The sequence below is a fragment of the Rothia sp. P13129 genome (assembly GCF_048512865.1).
In the GTDB taxonomy this organism is placed as follows: Bacteria; Actinomycetota; Actinomycetes; order Actinomycetales; family Micrococcaceae; genus Rothia.
In genome coordinates this window covers 256287-273435 of sequence record NZ_JBLXYA010000001.1, presented here as the reverse complement: position 1 = coordinate 273435, position 17149 = coordinate 256287, and the positions used below count along the sequence as shown (strand labels likewise).

Sequence of the window (17149 nt, the reverse complement as noted above, 5' to 3'; positions counted from 1 at the left end):
CTTTTGACCGTGGTTTTGAGGTGTCGTCAGGTGGATTTTGTGATGGTTTGTGGGGATAGATATGGGGTATCTTAATGTTTCGGGTATCATGCATAAGGTAGTGGTACTGCGGAACAGTTTTAAGATTAATCCTAGTAATATATTTATTCTAATTCTATTGTTGGGTTTGATGCTTATGCTGGGCTATTTATTTATTGCATATTTTTGTGTAGTAAAAATGTTCATTTTGTAATCACTTCGTATATATTTAAAGGGACACAATTTTGGGGCATCAAACTCTTAACGATTCATTGTTAAATAGAAGAAACTCGTTAAATTTCATTAGGCTTGTGCTAGCAGCAATAGTTATTGTTGGTCATGCTCCCTTGCAGTTATATGGAGATAGCAACATAACGGATATTTGGGTTCGTAAAGTTAATTCTTTGGGTAGCTATGCTGTGATGATGTTTTTTGTTATTTCTGGTTATCTTATTTTGGCAAGTACCAGACATGGCAATTTGAAATCTTATGCGTGGAGGAGATTTCTGCGAATCTACCCCGCTTATTGGGGGATGCTCTTATTCATTGCTTTTATCGCTGCGCCATTGTCGTCTTTGCTGGGTTATTTTCCATCGAATGGCTGGGAAGTGTCTCAGTCTGTTCGCTATTTGATAAGTAATTTCACGATTGTCTCACCCTCGTATGTTGCAGATATTGCTGGCTCTCCGGCGGGGGTTGGTGTTCCGGGAGTTTGGAATGGTCCTATCTGGACATTGAAATATGAAGTTGTTTTGTATGTTGTATTAATTCCTTTTGGATTTTTGAGTTTTATTAAAAATAAACAGCGGTTGTATGTAACAATATTTGCAATGTTCTCTGCTATTTTTGCGGCTTATAGTTATCTGGCTGATTTTGTTTTTCCTGGATTCAATAATCTTCCTCACCTAATGTCATTCTTTTTTATGGGATCATTATTCTACGTGTGGGGCGATAAGATTATTGTAAAAAGAGAAATGTCTATATTGTGCGCGATATTATCTATTGTTATATTCCTTCTTAATTCTGAGCTTCCTAATCTCTTGCTGCAACCATTGTTCGCGTATGCAATCCTGACGCTAGGTGTTGTTTTGAAGACGGATTTTGCTCAAAAGAATGATATTTCTTATGGTCTTTACATCTATGGATGGCCTGTTCAACAAGTCCTGCTTATGGTTGGTTTTAGTACTTTGAGCTGGCCAATCAACGCTTTGGTAACATGCGTTGTAGCCGTGGCTTTGGCATCAGTCTCATGGTTTTTGATCGAGAGACCAGCGTTATCTTTGAAGAGGATTGTTAAATAACTGCTGCTCTGGACGTTCTCTGTGGTGTCGATTTTTGAAATTTTTTCTGGGAGTTTGAATCTGCGAAACCCTAGCACATGTGATGGTCGGCACCTATGATTAAAGTGAGTTCTTGAAACGCTAATGGCAAGACGTTAGTACCCTTCAAGGCTCTTGATGAGAAGGAGAACGATAATGACTGCCCAAGAATCGACTCAGAAAACTTTTGGACATCAGGCGGTTGAATCCCGCGAGAAAAACTATGACGTTACACAATTTTCGGGAGAAATTGTTGTCGGTATTGATGGTTCGGAGCAATCCTATGGCGCTTTGCGTTGGGCAGTGAACGAGGCTCGACGTCGGGGTACTCCAGTGCGTTTGGTGACGGCGTACTCTTTGCCTATTTTTACCGGTACGGGTTTTGAGGCTGGGTATTCGGTTGTTGATGAACAGGCGTTGCGTGAAGGGGTGGCTCAGATACTTGATGAGGCGTATTCCCGTGTTGATACGACGGGTGTTGAGCTACGTGCCACCGTTGAGACAGGTGATGCTACCGCTATTCTTGTTGAGCTATCAAAGCGTGCTGAACTAGTTGTTGTGGGTTCTCGTTCTCACGGAAGCTTTTTAGGGCGACTTTTAGGGACAGTCTCGGTGTCTCTTCCGGCTCATTCTCATTGCCCGTTGGTTGCGGTGCCTGCTTCTTATAGCGAGAATCTTCAATCTACTAGTTTAGATGCTGACGCGAAGAAGCCTATTGTGGTTGGTTCAGATGGTTCTGCGCAGGCGCGTGTTGCTATGTTGAAAGCCGCCGAAGAGGCTCAGCGTCGTGGGGTAAAGCTGACGTTGGTAAATGCTTTGGCGCCTTATACGGGTGCTCTGAATTGGGTTCCTGCTGCTGTTGATTTTGAAGCGATGTATCGTGAGATTGCGCAATTGCAACGGAAGGCTGCGCAGTGGTTGCGTCGTTATTTCCCGCGTTTAGAGATTGAGTTTAAGTTAGTTGATGGTTCTCCTGTGCAGGTGCTTTTAGAAGCTGGTGAGGATGCTGGAATGGTGGTTGTTGGTACTCGTGGCCGTGGCGGTTTGGTGGGGATGATTCTTGGTTCTACATCTCATGGGGTTTTGCACCATGCTAAGCGTCCGGTGATGATTGTTCCTGAGATGGAAGATGAGCGTTTAGAGACTGCACCTTCGGCGGATATTAGCTGGGGTTAGAGTGAGCGTTCTACGTCAACGGTAGTTGAGTTTGACGGTACGTATATGACAGTGGCAGGTCAAGAACTCTCTTGACCTGCCACTGTTGTATTGAGCGTATAACTTTTAGTTGAGTGTTGCAGCGCCGAATGGGGAGCTGAAACGTTCGCACCAGATGACAACACTCTTGATGGTGTTGATGTCTACGTTGGAGGGAATGGGATAGTTCTGGTTTCCATTGGTTGCTTTGAGGTCTCCGAGGTTGGTGTAGTCCTCTGCGGTGAGGGTGGTGAAGTCTCCTGTTTTGTCGGTGAGGATGACTTTGAGGTCGGGGCCATCTAGTGTTGAAAGATCTTCGAGGCGTAGTAGGTGTGTTCCATCGTTGAGGGTGATGATTGCTGCGGTTCCTGTTGTGTCGTGGTCGATGGAGTGGAATGTTCCTTGTGTGGCTGTTTGTGGTGTTGGTGTGCTTTGAGCTGTTGGCTGTTGGGCGTTACTAGTTGCTGGTTGTGTTTGTGTTGATTCTGGTAGTGCTTCGTCGATAGTTGAGCTGGTGAAGGCTCGCCAAGGTTGGGTGAGGGATAGGACTATTCCTAATACGACGAGTGCTGCAATGGAGAGGATGAGCAGAATATTTTTCTTGTTCTTCATGTGTGTCCTTTGTTCTTGTTTGATGTATGTGGTGTGGTTTATCTGTATAGCGTGATGTGGGTGCTTTTTATTCCGAACCGGGCGTTTTGGGTGAAAGTATTCTGTTTCTGTGTGAACAGGAGTAACGTTGGTAACAAAGGTGAATATTGTGCGCTGGCGTTTTTGAGATAATGGCATCGTGGATGAGGTGTTTTTAGGCGTTGGTGGCGGTTTTTTTGCGGTCTCTTAAAACTTTTTTGAGAAATTTTTTTACTTGATAAGGAAAGTATATTTTCTAAAACTTCCTTGATTTTTAGCGGTTTTTGTGGCTTTTATTGTGTTGTTATCTCGCGTATTGGTCAGTTTTTAACAAGAAAAAATGGTTTTTTGCCCATTTTGAGTTTGCATGCGTCCCAAAACTGTCGTAAGCTTATTGAGTCTTGAACGGCGGGGTAAAAAACCGCTGATTCAGTCCAGGCCCCCATCGTCTAGCGGCCTAGGACGCCGCCCTTTCACGGCGGTAACACGGGTTCAAATCCCGTTGGGGGTACTTGTAGATTACATCTACAAAGCCTAGTTGATAATTTCAGCTATGGCCCCGTAGCGCAGTTGGTTAGCGCGCCGGCCTGTCACGCCGGAGGTCGCGGGTTCAAGTCCCGTCGGGGTCGCTCCGACCGCGTATTTCTTTATGATGAAATATCGCGGTTGTGGCATATCTACAGCATATGCCTGGCTCTGTAGCTCAGTTGGTAGAGCGTGCGACTGAAAATCGTAAGGTCACCGGATCGACGCCGGTCGGAGCCACAAAATCCACTTGCACGGGCTTCTAACGTGCAGGTGGATTTTCTATTTAACACACTTCACCAAGAAACATTCCTTATGGGCGCCATTAAAATCAAAAGAGCGCCTAACCAGAACCAAAATAGGCTCTCGGTCAAGCGCTCTCTTGCCACAAGGTTTAGAAGCTAGTCTGCAATCTCTACAACAACAGGCGTATGATCACTAGCACCCTTCCCTTTACGCTCCTCACGATCAATATGAGCACTTTTTACACGTTGCGCCAACGCCGGAGAATATAACTGAAAATCAATACGCATACCCTCATTCTTCGGGAATCGTAGCTTCGTATAATCCCAATACGTGTACTCGCCCTCCGTGAACGGACGGACGACATCAGATAGTCCGCTCTTGTTCATAAAAGCAAAGAACGCGTCGCGCTCTGGCCCACTAACATGCGTCATCTGATGCTCACGGAAGTAGTCAATATCCCACACATCATGGTCGTAAGGAGCAACGTTCCAATCTCCTACCAGCGCAAACTGTGCTTGAGCATCCGCGCTCAGCCAAGAATCAACATTAGAACGTAGCTCTTTGAGCCACTCCAACTTATACGCCATATGAGGGTCTTCAAGTCCGCGCCCATTAGGAATATATAAGCTCCAAATGCGAACGCCGGCGCACGTTGCACCAATAGCACGCGCCTCCTGAACCGGAGTGTCACCAGGTTTAGCGAAACTTGGCTGACCTGCAAAGGTCCGCTCAACATCTTCTAATCCCACGCGTGAAGCAATGGCCACACCATTCCATTGACTTAACCCAAAATGAGCAACTTCATAACCCATAAAATCAAAAATTTCATAAGGGAAATTTTTCTCTTGAGCTTTTGTCTCTTGAATAGCAAGCACGTCAACGTCAGAACGGTCTAGCCATTCTTCAACGCGTTCAGCTCGGGCGCGAATAGAGTTTACGTTCCAGGTAGCAATCTTCATACCCTCTAGGGTACATGCTCTATCGTGCGGGCGGGAATGCTGGAATATGCAGACCTGCCATCTTCTCTACGACTCGGATTACCTGACAAGAATATCCAAATTCATTGTCATACCACAGATACAGAACCGTTGTATCCTCGGTGACTAGCGTGGCTAGCCCGTCGACAATGCTCGCCGTGCGTGACCCCACAAAATCGGTAGAAACCACTTCGTGTGAATCGGTGTAATCAATTTGACGGCGTAATGACGAGGTTAAAGATACCTCACGCAAGAGAGCATTAAGTGACGCTTTAGAATCTGGTTGTTTTTCTAAACGCAGATTCAAAATAGCTAGTGACACATCTGGTGTTGGAACACGAATGGCACTACCGGTCAGTTTTCCCTCAAGCTGAGGAAGTGCTTTAGAAACAGCTTTTGCCGCACCTGTCTCAGTAATAACCATGTTCAACGCTGCAGAACGCCCACGCCGGTCACCACGATGGAAGTTATCAATAAGGTTTTGATCATTGGTGAAGGAATGAACCGTTTCAACGTGACCAGAGAGTACCGTAAAGTTTTCGTCCATAACTTTCAGTACTGGAGTGATGGCATTAGTTGTACACGATGCTGCTGAAAGAACGGTGTCTTCGGACGTAATAACAGAGTCGTTAACACCGCAAACAATATTTTTAATATCTCCTTTGCCAGGGGCTGTGAGCAATACTCGAGAGGCTCCTTTGCTCTTGAGATGTTGGCTGAGCCCTTCGTAATCGCGCCAACGCCCAGTGTTATCAACGATGATAGCGTCACGAATACCGTATTCTGTGTAGTCTATGGTTGCTGGGTCGTTGGAATAGATGAAACGAATTGGCGTCCCGTTAGCAATGATGGTGGAATTCTGCTCGTCTACGCGGATAGTTCCAGCGAATGCTCCGTGTACGGAGTCTCGTCGCAAGAGTGAGGCCCTTTTGTAGAGATCGTTCTCTCCATTTTTACGGACGACAACGGCACGTAAATTAAGCCCGGAACCACTTGTTCGTTCAAGTAGTATGCGGGCTAGAAGACGGCCGATGCGACCAAAACCGTAGAGAACAACGTCTTGGTTGGTTGCTGTTTGTGTTCCTGCTTTTTCAACAACGGGGGATAGTTCTTCGCGTAACCATTTTTCGAGCTCTGTTGAGCCAGAACGCTCATATTGTCGGTATAGTTCTGCTAATCCGATAGAGCAGGGTGCTAATTGGAGTTGGATGAGTGTTTGTAAAATTTCTAGAGAGCGATTGGGGTCGAGCTCTTCATGGTCGATTTGCCGAGCAAATCGGTGTAATTTCAGAATCTGAATGACAGATTGGTTGACGAGGGAACGTCCATGAATACTGACAACTACACCGTATTCTCGGTTGAGTTTTCCAATGAGCGGAATCATTTGTTCTGCTGCTGATTCTGCGTCGTTCCATGTAGTGTTTTTTAGGGTGCTAGAGAGCGCCACGGCTTCCTTCTTCCTTGCGGTGATACGTCTTCGTATTCTCCGAGCATATGTGCTTGCAAAACGTTAGATGTACGCCTCGTTGCGTTCATCTAACGTTTCACAGCTTACCTGCAGAAATAAGGTAATTCCGTATTTTACAGAGTTTTTCTTTATATACCGATTAGGGAATATAAAGAGGGTGTGTATTTTCTACGCCTGATCAAAAGCACGAATTCCCCACCGTGAAATATGCTCTTCACCAGGAGAAAGAACCACAAGATGAGTTCCGCTATTGAATGCATTGGCAGGTGCTGTCATCGGTTCAACTGCTAAAGCCCGACGTTCTAAGCCGTCGGTGTATATCTGAACCCATCGAATACTTTCATCAAAAGTCAGTTCCACACCAGAAGAACGATGAACATCAGCATAAAGACGAACATGGCCGCGCTTATCAGCGTAAGAGAGCGAACCAAAAGCATGGTCTAACTCCATCTTGCCTAAGAGCGCACCATCACGAAAATCTAAGGATGTTCCTTCAACAGAATGTTCTGCTACGGGTAGTAAGCGCTCATCTGTTTCAAGATATTTTTCTGCAGGAATCTCTAGCACCCACCGGTTTAGGGCTGATGCTTGGTCAACATTCCCACCGGCACTCAGATAAGGGTGAGCAGCGTACGCATAGGGTGCGGGCTCATCTCCCACATTTTGCGCAGAAAACTCTACGTGAAGTCCTTCATCGTTGAGAATATACGTCACGGTGTATTTCAGAAAGAAAGGGTATCCGGGGCATGGTGGAAGCTCAAGAGTGCCTGATAGCTGAGCCTGATGAGCGTTTATGACGGGCTCTTCAAAAGACCATCGTTGCCACATCACGAGCCCGTGAATAGCATTGTGTCGTTCCACTTCAGATATTGGTAGTTGATGCTCGACCTCGGAAAAAGTGTATCGTCCGCCGTCGATACGGTTGGGCCACGGTGCAAGGTGTGAGCCACGTGCTCCAGCGCGTAATTCGTTGGGAGAAGCTGGAAGAATAAGCTGTTTGCCTTGGGGTGATATAAGGGATTCTAGGTTAGCTCCCACCTCGGCAATGGTGGCGCTATACCCACCAGCGTTTAACGTGTAGATTGTCCCAGAAAATGATGTAGACATAAACTTCTCCGTAGATAGACGATTGTGTGAGAATCTTGCAAGAAAATAGCACTGTGGCTCAATAGTTCATACTATTGAGCCACAGCATTATTTTTAGTGTTCTTCAGCTAAAGTGCTTGCTTCACCTTCAGCAATTTTTTCTCCAATAGATTCAATATTGGCGAGAATATCCTCCGCGGGGACGGGGGAGAGCCTCGCCCATAAGAAGAAGAGGATACCGCCGACGAACATGCTCAACCCTGTCCATAGGTTGATGGGAATACCGCCGGTCAATGCCTTGTCTGCTACTGGGTCAAGAATTCCTGTAACTGTTACAAGGACGCCATAAACAACGAAGAGCGCGCCGATGATATTACGTAGGTCAGTACGGCGGGTAGAGCGAACGAGTTGCTCTTTTTCTTCGGGGCTAAGCACTACAGCTGTTGGTTGGTTTTTGTTGCTCATAGTGACTCCTTAGATAATGGGAAGATAGAGCAGAACGCAGAGGATGAGGGCGACTGTTCCAAGAAGTGCTGGGGAGCGGTACCATACGGTATCGCTGGCGACAGCATCTTTGGTGAGGTCGATGGTGCCGATACCATAGACCAACCCTGCAAGTTCATCGTCTGTTTTAGGTGTGGTGAACATTGATACGGCCACGGAAACAACCATCACGGTGATGAAAGAAATAATAGCCATGTAGAGGGTTCCAGCAGTACCAGTCTCGAAGAGCGTGGGGTCGTTCAAATACCAGATCCACACAAGTGCTGGGGCGATAATACCACTGACATATCCCCAAAGACCTGCTTGCGGAGTCATCTTCTTCCAGAGGAGACCGAGGATGAAAACAGCAAACAAGGGTGCGTTGAAGAAAGAGAACAGCGTCTGCATGTAGGTCATGATATTACCGAACTGTGCCGCGAGGAATGCGGTAAAGATACCGATAAGGATGCCTCCTACAGTGACCCAACGACCTGTAGAGAGATAGTATGAGTCGCTCATCTTAGGTTTGACGTATTCTTGCCAAATATCGTAGGTGAATACGGTGTTGAAAGAGGAGACGTTTGCTGCCATACCTGCCATGAACGATGCCATAAGACCGGTAACAGCGACACCAAGGACACCAGAAGGTAGATACATCTGGATTAGTTTTGGGATGGCGTCGTTGTAGGTGAGAGTTCCATCTGCAAATTGGTTACCGATGGTTGCTGCGGCAATCATTCCGGGGATAACCACGATGAAAGGAATGAAGAGTTTGGGGAAAGCGCCAATGAGCGGGGTGCGGCGGGCTGCAGACATGTTCTTTGCGGAGAATGCACGTTGAACTTCGGTGAAGTTGGTGGTCCAGTAACCGAAGGAAAGGACGAATCCTAGGCCAAGAACAATCGCCAGCCAGTTTGCACCAATGGGGTTGGTGACGTGACCAATTTCGGTGCCTTGCCATGCGGAAAGGTGAAGGTTGTTGACGCCTTCGGTGTTCATGAGGGCTGTTTTGAGTCCGCTCCAACCACCTACACGGTGCATACCGACAACGGTTAGTGGTACGAGGCCAGCAATAATGACGAAGAATTGCATAACTTCGTTATAGATTGCTGAGGATAGTCCTCCGAGGGTGATGTATACAAGAACGAAAAGTGCAGAGACGATGATAGCAACCCATTGTGGCCATCCCAGCATTGCTTCGATAATAATCGCCATTGCGTAGAGGTTGATACCTGCGATGAGTACGTTGGAGATGGCGAACGCTAAAGAATTAACGAGGTGTGCTGGTCGTCCGAAGCGTCGAAGCATAAATTCGGGGACGCTTCGTACCTTTGAGCCGTAGTAGAACGGCATCATGACAAGGCCAAGGAATACCATCGCGGGGATAGCGCCGATGAAATAGTAGTGCATGGTGGACATTCCGATTTCTGCGCCGTTTGCTGCCATACCGAGAATTTCGGTGGCTCCAAGGTTTGCAGAGACGAAAGCTAGGCCTGTAATCCATGCCGGCATGGACCGTCCAGAGAGGAAGAAGTCCATGGAGGTTTTGACGCTTCGGCGGGCGATAATGCCGATTGCGAGGACGGTAACGAAGTAGATGATGAGCATTAGATAATCTACAAAATGTAGATCGAGTCTCACTCCATCAGCAGATGCTACAAGAGACATAGTGGAGCTCCTGGGTTTTGAAAACACAACAACGACCACGTTGAAATGTTTATTTTTGTTTATATGTGGTGTGCGGCAACATTGCCAATTCAATGACCAGTAAACCCCTATAAGTCTTTTAATGCAAGGATTAATCAAGAATATTTCTAAAATTATCTGAATGTTTTCCATCTAGATAAAAAACTTGTGTTCAAAAATGTTTGTTTGTGATTGAATGGAGGGTGATACATCCTTCTACCTACAGCCAACAGCACAACAACAGGAGGCCCCATGCTTGCATCAGAACGGCATAGCCAGATTCTGCGTGAAATCGAGGCCCGTGGCACTGTGCTCACCGGAGAACTCGTTGAACTACTCAACGTCTCATCCATGACTATTCGCCGAGACCTCAACGAACTAGCTGACCTAGGATTACTCGTCAAAGTCCACGGTGGAGCGACCTCCTTCAGAGCCAGTAGCGAACCAACATTCGCCACAAAAATGCTCCTTCACGAACCCGAAAAACAACAGATTGCCCAACGCGCCCTACACTATATACATCCTGGGCAAACTATCGGATTCTCCGCCGGAACAACCTGCACAACCATCGCCATGAACTGCCTCAAAGTTCCAGAACTGACCGTCATTACAAACTCATTGCGCGTCCATGAAACTTTTCACCAATCCCCATCTGACGCTCAAGTAATCCTCACCGGAGGGCAACGCACCCCCTCAGACGCCCTCGTTGGACCCATCGCCGACCTCGCACTAGGAACCTTGCACATGGACGTGCTCTTCCTTGGTACCTACGCAGCAGATCTCAAACAAGGCCTTATGAGCCCCACACTGATTGAATCCGCAACGAACCGCGCTCTCATATCCTCCGCTTCACAAGTTGTGGCAGTTTTTGACCACAGTAAATGGGATATTCGAGGCTTGAGCCAATTTGCCCCTTGGGAAAAAATTAACACCGTCATTACCGGCGCAGATATCCCCGACGAAACTCTCACCATTTTGAAAGACACTGTTAACGAGGTAGTTCTAGCATCATGACCACTACGCGCACACCGCTCACACCAACCGTCGTCAAAACATCAGCAACACTCGCTGACGGACGTGAAATTATCTTCTATGATGACTCCGCAGCATACGTTAGCGGAGAAAAAACCCGCACCGTCCACGACCCGCGTCCGCTAGAAGCACGAACCCTACCACCACACGACGCCGCATCCATACGCACCGACCCTCTCACTGGATACCCCGTAGCTATTGCAGCACATCGACAAAACCGTACCTTCCTCCCCCCAGCAGATGAAGACCCCCTAGCACCTGCCGGACAAGGAAGCGTCCCCAGCGAAATTCCTGAACCAGAATACGATGTCGTTGTTTTTGAAAACCGCTTCCCCTCACTACAAGGGCCCTATGAAGTTCTCAACGATAATACCCTCAACTATGAGACAACCCCTGCTGGACGTTGCGAAGTTGTCTGCTTCACCTCTAACGCCATCGGCTCCTTTGCAACATTGAGCCAACAGCGAGCACGCACCGTCTTTGAAGCATGGAAAGACCGCACTAAAGAACTACTCGCTTTAGACTCCGTACGTGAAGTCTTTATCTTTGAGAACAAAGGTGAAGAAATCGGCGTAACTTTGCACCACCCGCACGGGCAAATCTACGGTTACTCGTACCTTACCCCGTATACCACAGCCCTTAAAAGACAGACAGACGCTTATGCGCAAAAGAACCGCAAAGACCTTCTTGCCGATGTGCTATTGAGCGAAGTCCGAGACGGGCGGCGCATCATTCGACGAACTGAAAACTTTACTGCTTACGTCCCGTTTGCGGCTAAATGGCCTGTCGAATTCATGATTATGCCTCATAAAGCAGTCAAAAACTTTACGGGTTTTACTTCCGAAGAGCTTGATGAGCTAAGCGAATTCTACTTAGACCTACTAGGACGACTTAACCGCTACTTTGACGGTATCGAACTGCCCTATATCTCTGCATGGCATCAGGTTCCCTCCGACGGTGCAGAGCATATCTCCCGCATGTTCTTGCACGTATTCTCCCTCAAACGTGCCCCCGAAAAACTCAAATATCTTGCCGGTTCTGAATCTGCAATGGCAGCGTGGATTAACGACCGGACACCCGAAGAAATTGCTGCTCGTCTGAAAGAAGTTGAACTCCCATGAGCACTCCACAATGGATTACCAACCCCACCCAAGAAGACCAAATTCGCACAGTTATTGACGCATTCATCGCAGAATACGGCTACGAACCAACTGGCGTATGGGCTGCACCGGGGCGCGTAAATCTGCTTGGCGAACATGTTGATTATGCCGGCGGAACCGTTATGCCCTTGGCATTGCCACATCGCACCCTCGTCGCGGCAGCCCCTCGCCAAGACGGCATACTACGAGCTGTATCAGATCACACTAACGGTGTTGAGCAGATCGCTCTTAAAGATATTGCCCCAGGAGCACTAAACGGCTGGTTTACTTATGTTGCTGGTGTCCCATGGGGGATGAAAAAAATTGCTGATATCGATGTTGTAGGTGCCGACCTTGCCATCACCTCAGCCGTTCCCGTGGGAGGCGGACTCTCCTCTTCTGCAGCGTTGGAATGTTCTGTGGTGCTTGCACTGGACGAACTTACCGCTCAAGCGCAAGAAACAGCTCCACTTCACCAAACTGATACAGGGCGGGCAACCTTGGCACAGGTATGTATTACCGCAGAAAACGATATCGCCGGCGCCCAAACAGGTGGAATGGACCAATCCATTTCCTTACGTGCACTTGAAGGCTCTGTACTGACCATCGACTGCCGTGATTTTAGCACTAAACCCCTCACTGTTGATGTGGCTTCTGCCGGATTGGCGCTTCTCGTGATTGACACAAAAGCACCACACCAACTAGCTGACGGACAATACGCTCGCCGCCGCGCTATTTGTGAGCTTGCAGCAGAGGCATTAAACGTAGACAACGTGCGTAACGCTATGCCAACGCATATGAGCTACGCAGATGCAGAAGCCGTTGTTCGACGCTGGGAAGAAAGCTTAAACGACGTCGAACTTCCTGAAGACACCACCCCAGAACAAGCCATAGCACGCATACGTCACGTAGTTCATGAGATGGTGCGAGTCCAAGAATGTATCGATATATATTCTGCTTCTGTAACCGATGAGAGCTGGAAACGTCTAGGAGAGCTATTGAGTTGTTCTCATGCTTCACTACGTGATGATTATGAAGTGACTGTCCCTCAACTAGATGTCGCTGCCGAAGCTGCTGAGCATGCCGGTGCTTTAGGCGCTCGCATGGTAGGCGGCGGTTTTGGCGGTTCGGTGCTTGCTTTGGTCCCTCAACAGAAAATTGAGGATATCGCCGAGGCTGTGGTGAATGCTTTTGAACAGCACGGTTTTGGTGCTCCTGCTTTTGTTGAGGCGACGCCCGGTGCTGCAGCAACTCGAGTGAAATGATGAAGTAGCTAGAATCTTTCCAGACGAGGAACATGTCTATTGTTGTCTGTGATTCCTCGTTACATACTAGGGGTGTGTTTGTGTGGCTTATGCGACTCAAGGGGGAACTCTAAAGGCTAGAAAGCCTATATCCTGTCGAGAGCCACCAAACTCATCCTCTACTTTCTCTGGACGTTGATGTCTGTCTGGGTAGGCTCCTGAACGACGTCAATTCCTTGAGTGACATCAAATGCTACGCGTCCTTTAACAAACCATGCCCACGGCAAGGGCAATGGATAAACCCATGCACCATGAGAGATACGTTCACCGTTGACTATCACATGCTGATAACGAGCAATGCCTTTCCATACACACAGTGTGCGCAACCGTGCTGGCTCTAGTGCCTCAGAAATAACGTCGTGAGAGGGAAAATAAAAGTTTCCCTCTATTAACAGTGCATCTGAGGTGCGAGCAATCTCTTGACCATATGCTACTGCGCGTACCGTATAACGGCGCATCTTTTAGCTCTGCCTTTCAATGTTCATGAGCTTCTGAGAGATAAGGGATACTAGCGCTTCAGCAGACTTATGGCATTGTTCAAGTTCTTCAGAATTAATCAAAATAAAGCCGGTTCCGTCTTGAATATACGCAATAGCAGGAGCCTGTGTATCAGGAATAATCTTTTTTAACAGGTCATCTCGTTCGTTCAAATGTACGGCGCTAAAAGGAACTGGCAATGTTGCACAGGCTGTTTTCCATTCTTTTTTACCGAGCGGGTTAAGACCATGTGTAATATCGCAAAGCGCACAAGAGCGCGTATGACGGAGCTTTCCCCACACATACGAAAGCTCCCCTTTAATTCCTCCGTCTGCGGCATAAACGCCAATAAGTTGCGCAGAAGAATCTGAATGATGGGTCACCATGTTTATTTCCTTAAATCATCGGTTGAAGGGTGAATGGATGCTTGCGTATATAATGCTGGCATATCGGTAAGAATGACTTTTCCACGTCCTTGTCGCACTATTCCTTGAGTAGCAAAATCTGCCAAGGTTTTACTTGTAATCTCACGGCTCACACCTACAAGGTTTGCAATCTGTTCATGAGTTAGACGAACGATAGGTTTTCCTGTGATGAGAGCTTTTTCTGATGTTTTGAGAAGAACCCGTGCAATACGTGCTGGAAGTGGCCTCAACAGGTTATCTGAGAGCCGTTCCTCTAGCTCTTGAACGCGTTCAGCCAAAATTTTTGAGACTTGCACCGTAAACTGTGGATCAGTGCTCATGAGCTCTTCAATATGGCTGACCTTTAAAGCGCATACCTGACATTCTTCGAGAGCTTCTGCATAGTTTTCATGCATTGACTGTCCCATGAGTGCCATCTCGCCAAAAACCATTCCGGGGGTCAAAATGGCGATGGTTAACGTTTTACCGCTATCGATAATGCGAAATACACGGATTCTTCCCTTTTTAAGGATAAAGAGCGTTTGCTGCTGGTCTTGTCGAGAGAAAATCAGCTCACCACGGCTAAAAAACTGTGCAGGAGCAAGTGATTCTAAATGGCTCATTTGTTCGGGCGAACAATGAGAGAAAAGATCTGATTCGCGAATACAAGCAAAATCGCTATCCATATTTGCTCCAAGCTACTGATAGTCGGTGCGCTGAACCCGAAAATATTATGCGCGTTTGAGAACTACCATAGCAGTGAGTCCCATAACAACACCATAAACGATGTGCCCCATCAAAGAGAGCAAGGTAGCGGATGTAATGGTGAATACTGGTGCTCCCATCATCAGTGGCATCATCAGAAGAGGTCCAACAACCCAGAACAGCACTCCGATAAGGCTACCTGCAATGAGTGCACCGGAAACGTGAGTAAGTGATTGGTCTTGACCTGAGAAGTGAATAATAGCGCCGGCAAGAGCACCAAATACACCAGAAATCATCATGTGCATTGCAAAGCCTACAAATGCTGATTCTGAGCCAATCATGCTAGCAAGCATGGGGAGCATTCCCATCATTGCCATCATCATGCCAAAAATAACGCCTCCTGCTAACCCTCCGATAGTAGTGGCTAGAATGGTGGACTTGGTGGTGTTAGAAAACGATTGAGTGTTCATCATATGTTCTTTCTTCTGTGTACAGAATGTATGTCATACTCTATGAAGCATTGAAAAGAAGTTCTGTGAAGGTGTTTACAGAACGGAAAATACTCTCTGAATTTTTTGAGAACGCATGGTAAAGGACGGCTGGAAAAATACACTTTTCACCTTTATTTAGTGTGTTTTAGCAGGTGAAAGCCTAAAAGTAGAAAATTTTTCTAAGGTAAATCTCATCTTTGGCTTCTATGATGATTCCTATGTTCTTGACGTGTTAGTCCAAGAACGCCCTTACTCTGATTCACGATGAGCAATACTGTTATTTTTATGGTGATGTCATGAAGAGACAAGCTGTTGTTCTTCAACGTGCTGACAACATGAGATAAAGGTTTATGCCAGTTCAGAATCAGGGTAATCTAAAGATATAAACTACTCTCATATAGGAGTGCACCCCCATGCTTCAACGCGAACCCTATGCACAGCTACCACAGCTGCCCTCTTTTACGCTTACATCTGAGGATCTTCGTGACGGAGAAAAAGCTCCGCAGTGGCTCACATCAGCTCTTTTTGGTGTTGAGGGAGGATCTGACACTTCACCACAGCTATCGTGGGAGGGTTTCCCTGAAGAAACTAAATCTTTTGTGGTGACATGTTTTGACCCTGACGCACCAACTCCTTCTGGTTTTTGGCACTGGTGTGTTTCAAACATTCCTGCCCAGGTGACATCTTTAGAGCGCGGTGCTGCACAGAAGCTACCAGAGGGTGCGCTTGCGCATCGTAATGACGGTGGCACTGACTCCTTTATTGGCTGTGCTCCTCCTGCCGGACATGGTGCTCACCGCTACATTTTCTGTGTTACCGCATTAGATGTTGAAAAGCTTGAGGTGGATGAGAATACTGCCCCTGCCGTCGTGGAATTTAACATTTTCTTCCACGGTATTGCTCGTGCTTTCTTAACAGTGACCTATGAGGAACATCCCTCTTCATGATGCGGCTAATTGCTAGCGATTTGGACGGCACCGTACTTGGAGAAGACTTTCGCTTTCGCCCCCGTACTATAGCTGCTTTAGAGGCAGCTATATCGGCAGGTGTTGAAGTGGTCTTTGTGACGGGCCGTCCCATTCGTTGGCTTACCCCTTTGCATGAGCAACTTGCCTATGATTCGTATGCGATTTGTTCTAATGGTGCGGTGGTGTATCACCTGGGGCGGGGTGAAATTGTTTCAACCTCTTTGACTCCTATGCGTGATATCGCCACCGCCCATCAGTGTTTAACAGAGTCTTTTCCTGAAGCAACGTTTACTCTTGAGACGCTTGAGAAGATTTATGTTCAGGGTGAGTTTGAAATAACGTCTGTCTTAGAAGGTGCCCCGATTATTTCTGGTGATTTATCAGATGCGTTTATCGAAGAAGATGCTGCAGTGAAGTATCTGATTCACCATCCATACGCGGACCCGTACGAGTTGTTAGAACGTGTACAAGCGGTGATCGGGGAATCTTTAGGAGCGACACTGGGCGTGAAAGGTCAGGCGCTTGTTGAGATTGCTCGTGCTGATGTTCATAAAGGACATACCTTAGAACGTTTCGCGTATGAACGTGGTATTCCCGCTGCTGATGTTGTTGCTTTTGGTGATATGCCGAATGATGCGCAGATGTTGTTATGGGCGGGGGAGGGGTATGCGATGGCTTCTGGCTCTGCTGCTCTGATTGAGCAGGTAGGACGTACCTGTCCTGCTTTTAGTGAAGATGGTGTAGCTCAAATTATCGAAGAGTTTTTGAGTACGCACTGTGATAATTCTGAAAAATAACCCTTTTCTTTATCTTTTGTGCCGTAAATATTTCCTCGCATAATCAGCTTGACTAGGATAAATATTATTTCGATATCGAATCGTTATGAGATGTTCAGGTTTCTCTCACTTTATACCTATTCTTCCCAAAGGTGAACAGTGTTAACTATTGATTAGACGGTTCGATAGAGCCCTTGCTGAGAAGCGAAATGTGTGTGTGA

The 17149-nt window shown here is 47.1% G+C and carries 17 protein-coding genes and 3 tRNA genes; 10 read left to right on the top strand and 10 right to left on the bottom strand.

Annotated elements, in window-relative coordinates; translation table 11 throughout:
• Positions 1-263 precede the first annotated feature (263 nt).
• Positions 264-1319, top strand: coding sequence for an acyltransferase family protein (locus tag ACN081_RS01305; RefSeq protein WP_419106702.1), 1056 nt, complete (start codon positions 264-266; stop codon positions 1317-1319).
• Positions 1320-1493: 174 nt separating this feature from the next.
• Positions 1494-2513, top strand: a complete 1020-nt coding sequence (locus ACN081_RS01300; protein ID WP_419106701.1) for a universal stress protein — start codon at positions 1494-1496, stop codon at positions 2511-2513.
• A gap of 105 nt (positions 2514-2618) precedes the next feature.
• Here ACN081_RS01300 and ACN081_RS01295 read toward each other — a convergent pair whose 3' ends face one another.
• A complete protein-coding gene (locus ACN081_RS01295; protein WP_419106700.1) occupies positions 2619-3143 on the bottom strand; it encodes a DM13 domain-containing protein in 525 nt (174 codons plus the stop codon).
• A gap of 456 nt (positions 3144-3599) precedes the next feature.
• On the opposite strand from ACN081_RS01295, the gene ACN081_RS01290 reads away from it, so the two are divergent.
• From ACN081_RS01290 to ACN081_RS01280, 3 genes are all read left to right on the top strand, one after another.
• Positions 3600-3672: transfer RNA gene (locus tag ACN081_RS01290), tRNA-Glu, on the top strand.
• A gap of 44 nt (positions 3673-3716) precedes the next feature.
• Positions 3717-3790: transfer RNA gene (locus tag ACN081_RS01285), tRNA-Asp, on the top strand.
• A 63-nt stretch (positions 3791-3853) separates the two neighbouring features.
• Positions 3854-3926 (top strand) — tRNA-Phe (locus tag ACN081_RS01280).
• Between the two features lie 161 nt (positions 3927-4087).
• On the opposite strand, the gene ACN081_RS01275 is transcribed toward ACN081_RS01280, so the two are convergent.
• The 5 genes from ACN081_RS01275 to ACN081_RS01255 form a co-directional block, all read right to left on the bottom strand.
• Entirely contained in the window at positions 4088-4891 is an 804-nt protein-coding gene (locus ACN081_RS01275) for an exodeoxyribonuclease III (protein WP_419103199.1), read from the bottom strand.
• A gap of 19 nt (positions 4892-4910) precedes the next feature.
• Positions 4911-6356, bottom strand: coding sequence for a glyceraldehyde-3-phosphate dehydrogenase (locus tag ACN081_RS01270; protein WP_419106699.1), 1446 nt, complete (start codon positions 6354-6356; stop codon positions 4911-4913).
• Between the two features lie 189 nt (positions 6357-6545).
• Positions 6546-7484, bottom strand: coding sequence for an aldose 1-epimerase family protein (locus tag ACN081_RS01265; protein ID WP_419106698.1), 939 nt, complete (start codon positions 7482-7484; stop codon positions 6546-6548).
• Between the two features lie 93 nt (positions 7485-7577).
• Positions 7578-7928: a hypothetical protein gene (locus ACN081_RS01260; protein WP_419103196.1), complete on the bottom strand. Its 351-nt coding sequence runs from the start codon at positions 7926-7928 to the stop codon at positions 7578-7580.
• 9 nt (positions 7929-7937) lie between these two features.
• Positions 7938-9614 (bottom strand): sodium:solute symporter family protein, encoded by a 1677-nt coding sequence (locus ACN081_RS01255; RefSeq protein WP_419106697.1) that lies wholly within the window; start codon positions 9612-9614, stop codon positions 7938-7940.
• Positions 9615-9884: 270 nt separating this feature from the next.
• Here ACN081_RS01255 and ACN081_RS01250 point away from each other — a divergent pair, with 270 nt between their 5' ends.
• The 3 genes from ACN081_RS01250 to galK are packed head-to-tail and all read left to right on the top strand — an operon-like array spanning position 9885 to position 13068.
• A complete protein-coding gene (locus ACN081_RS01250) occupies positions 9885-10646 on the top strand; it encodes a DeoR/GlpR family DNA-binding transcription regulator (protein ID WP_419103194.1) in 762 nt (253 codons plus the stop codon).
• Positions 10643-11785, top strand: coding sequence for a galactose-1-phosphate uridylyltransferase (galT, locus tag ACN081_RS01245; protein ID WP_419106696.1), 1143 nt, complete (start codon positions 10643-10645; stop codon positions 11783-11785). The genes ACN081_RS01250 and galT overlap by 4 nt, the downstream gene beginning before the upstream one ends.
• Positions 11782-13068, top strand: a complete 1287-nt coding sequence (gene galK, locus ACN081_RS01240) for a galactokinase (RefSeq protein WP_419106695.1) — start codon at positions 11782-11784, stop codon at positions 13066-13068. Before galT ends, galK begins: the two co-directional genes overlap by 4 nt.
• A 158-nt stretch (positions 13069-13226) precedes the next feature.
• Here galK and ACN081_RS01235 read toward each other — a convergent pair whose 3' ends face one another.
• From ACN081_RS01235 to ACN081_RS01220, 4 genes are read right to left on the bottom strand one after another with little or no spacing between them, the layout of a single operon-like run.
• Positions 13227-13565: a DUF427 domain-containing protein gene (locus ACN081_RS01235; RefSeq protein WP_419103191.1), complete on the bottom strand. Its 339-nt coding sequence runs from the start codon at positions 13563-13565 to the stop codon at positions 13227-13229.
• Between the two features lie 3 nt (positions 13566-13568).
• Positions 13569-13970 (bottom strand): hypothetical protein, encoded by a 402-nt coding sequence (locus tag ACN081_RS01230; RefSeq protein ID WP_419106694.1) that lies wholly within the window; start codon positions 13968-13970, stop codon positions 13569-13571.
• A 2-nt stretch (positions 13971-13972) separates the two neighbouring features.
• Entirely contained in the window at positions 13973-14674 is a 702-nt protein-coding gene (locus ACN081_RS01225; protein ID WP_419103189.1) for a Crp/Fnr family transcriptional regulator, read from the bottom strand.
• Positions 14675-14719: 45 nt separating this feature from the next.
• On the bottom strand, positions 14720-15166 hold the full coding sequence (locus ACN081_RS01220; protein ID WP_419106693.1) for a hypothetical protein: 447 nt from the start codon (positions 15164-15166) through the stop codon (positions 14720-14722).
• Between the two features lie 431 nt (positions 15167-15597).
• Between ACN081_RS01220 and ACN081_RS01215 the strand changes: the two genes are divergently transcribed.
• Entirely contained in the window at positions 15598-16131 is a 534-nt protein-coding gene (locus tag ACN081_RS01215) for a YbhB/YbcL family Raf kinase inhibitor-like protein (RefSeq protein WP_419106692.1), read from the top strand.
• Positions 16128-16949: an HAD-IIB family hydrolase gene (locus tag ACN081_RS01210; RefSeq protein WP_419106691.1), complete on the top strand. Its 822-nt coding sequence runs from the start codon at positions 16128-16130 to the stop codon at positions 16947-16949. Before ACN081_RS01215 ends, ACN081_RS01210 begins: the two co-directional genes overlap by 4 nt.
• Positions 16950-17149: the final 200 nt, after the last annotated feature.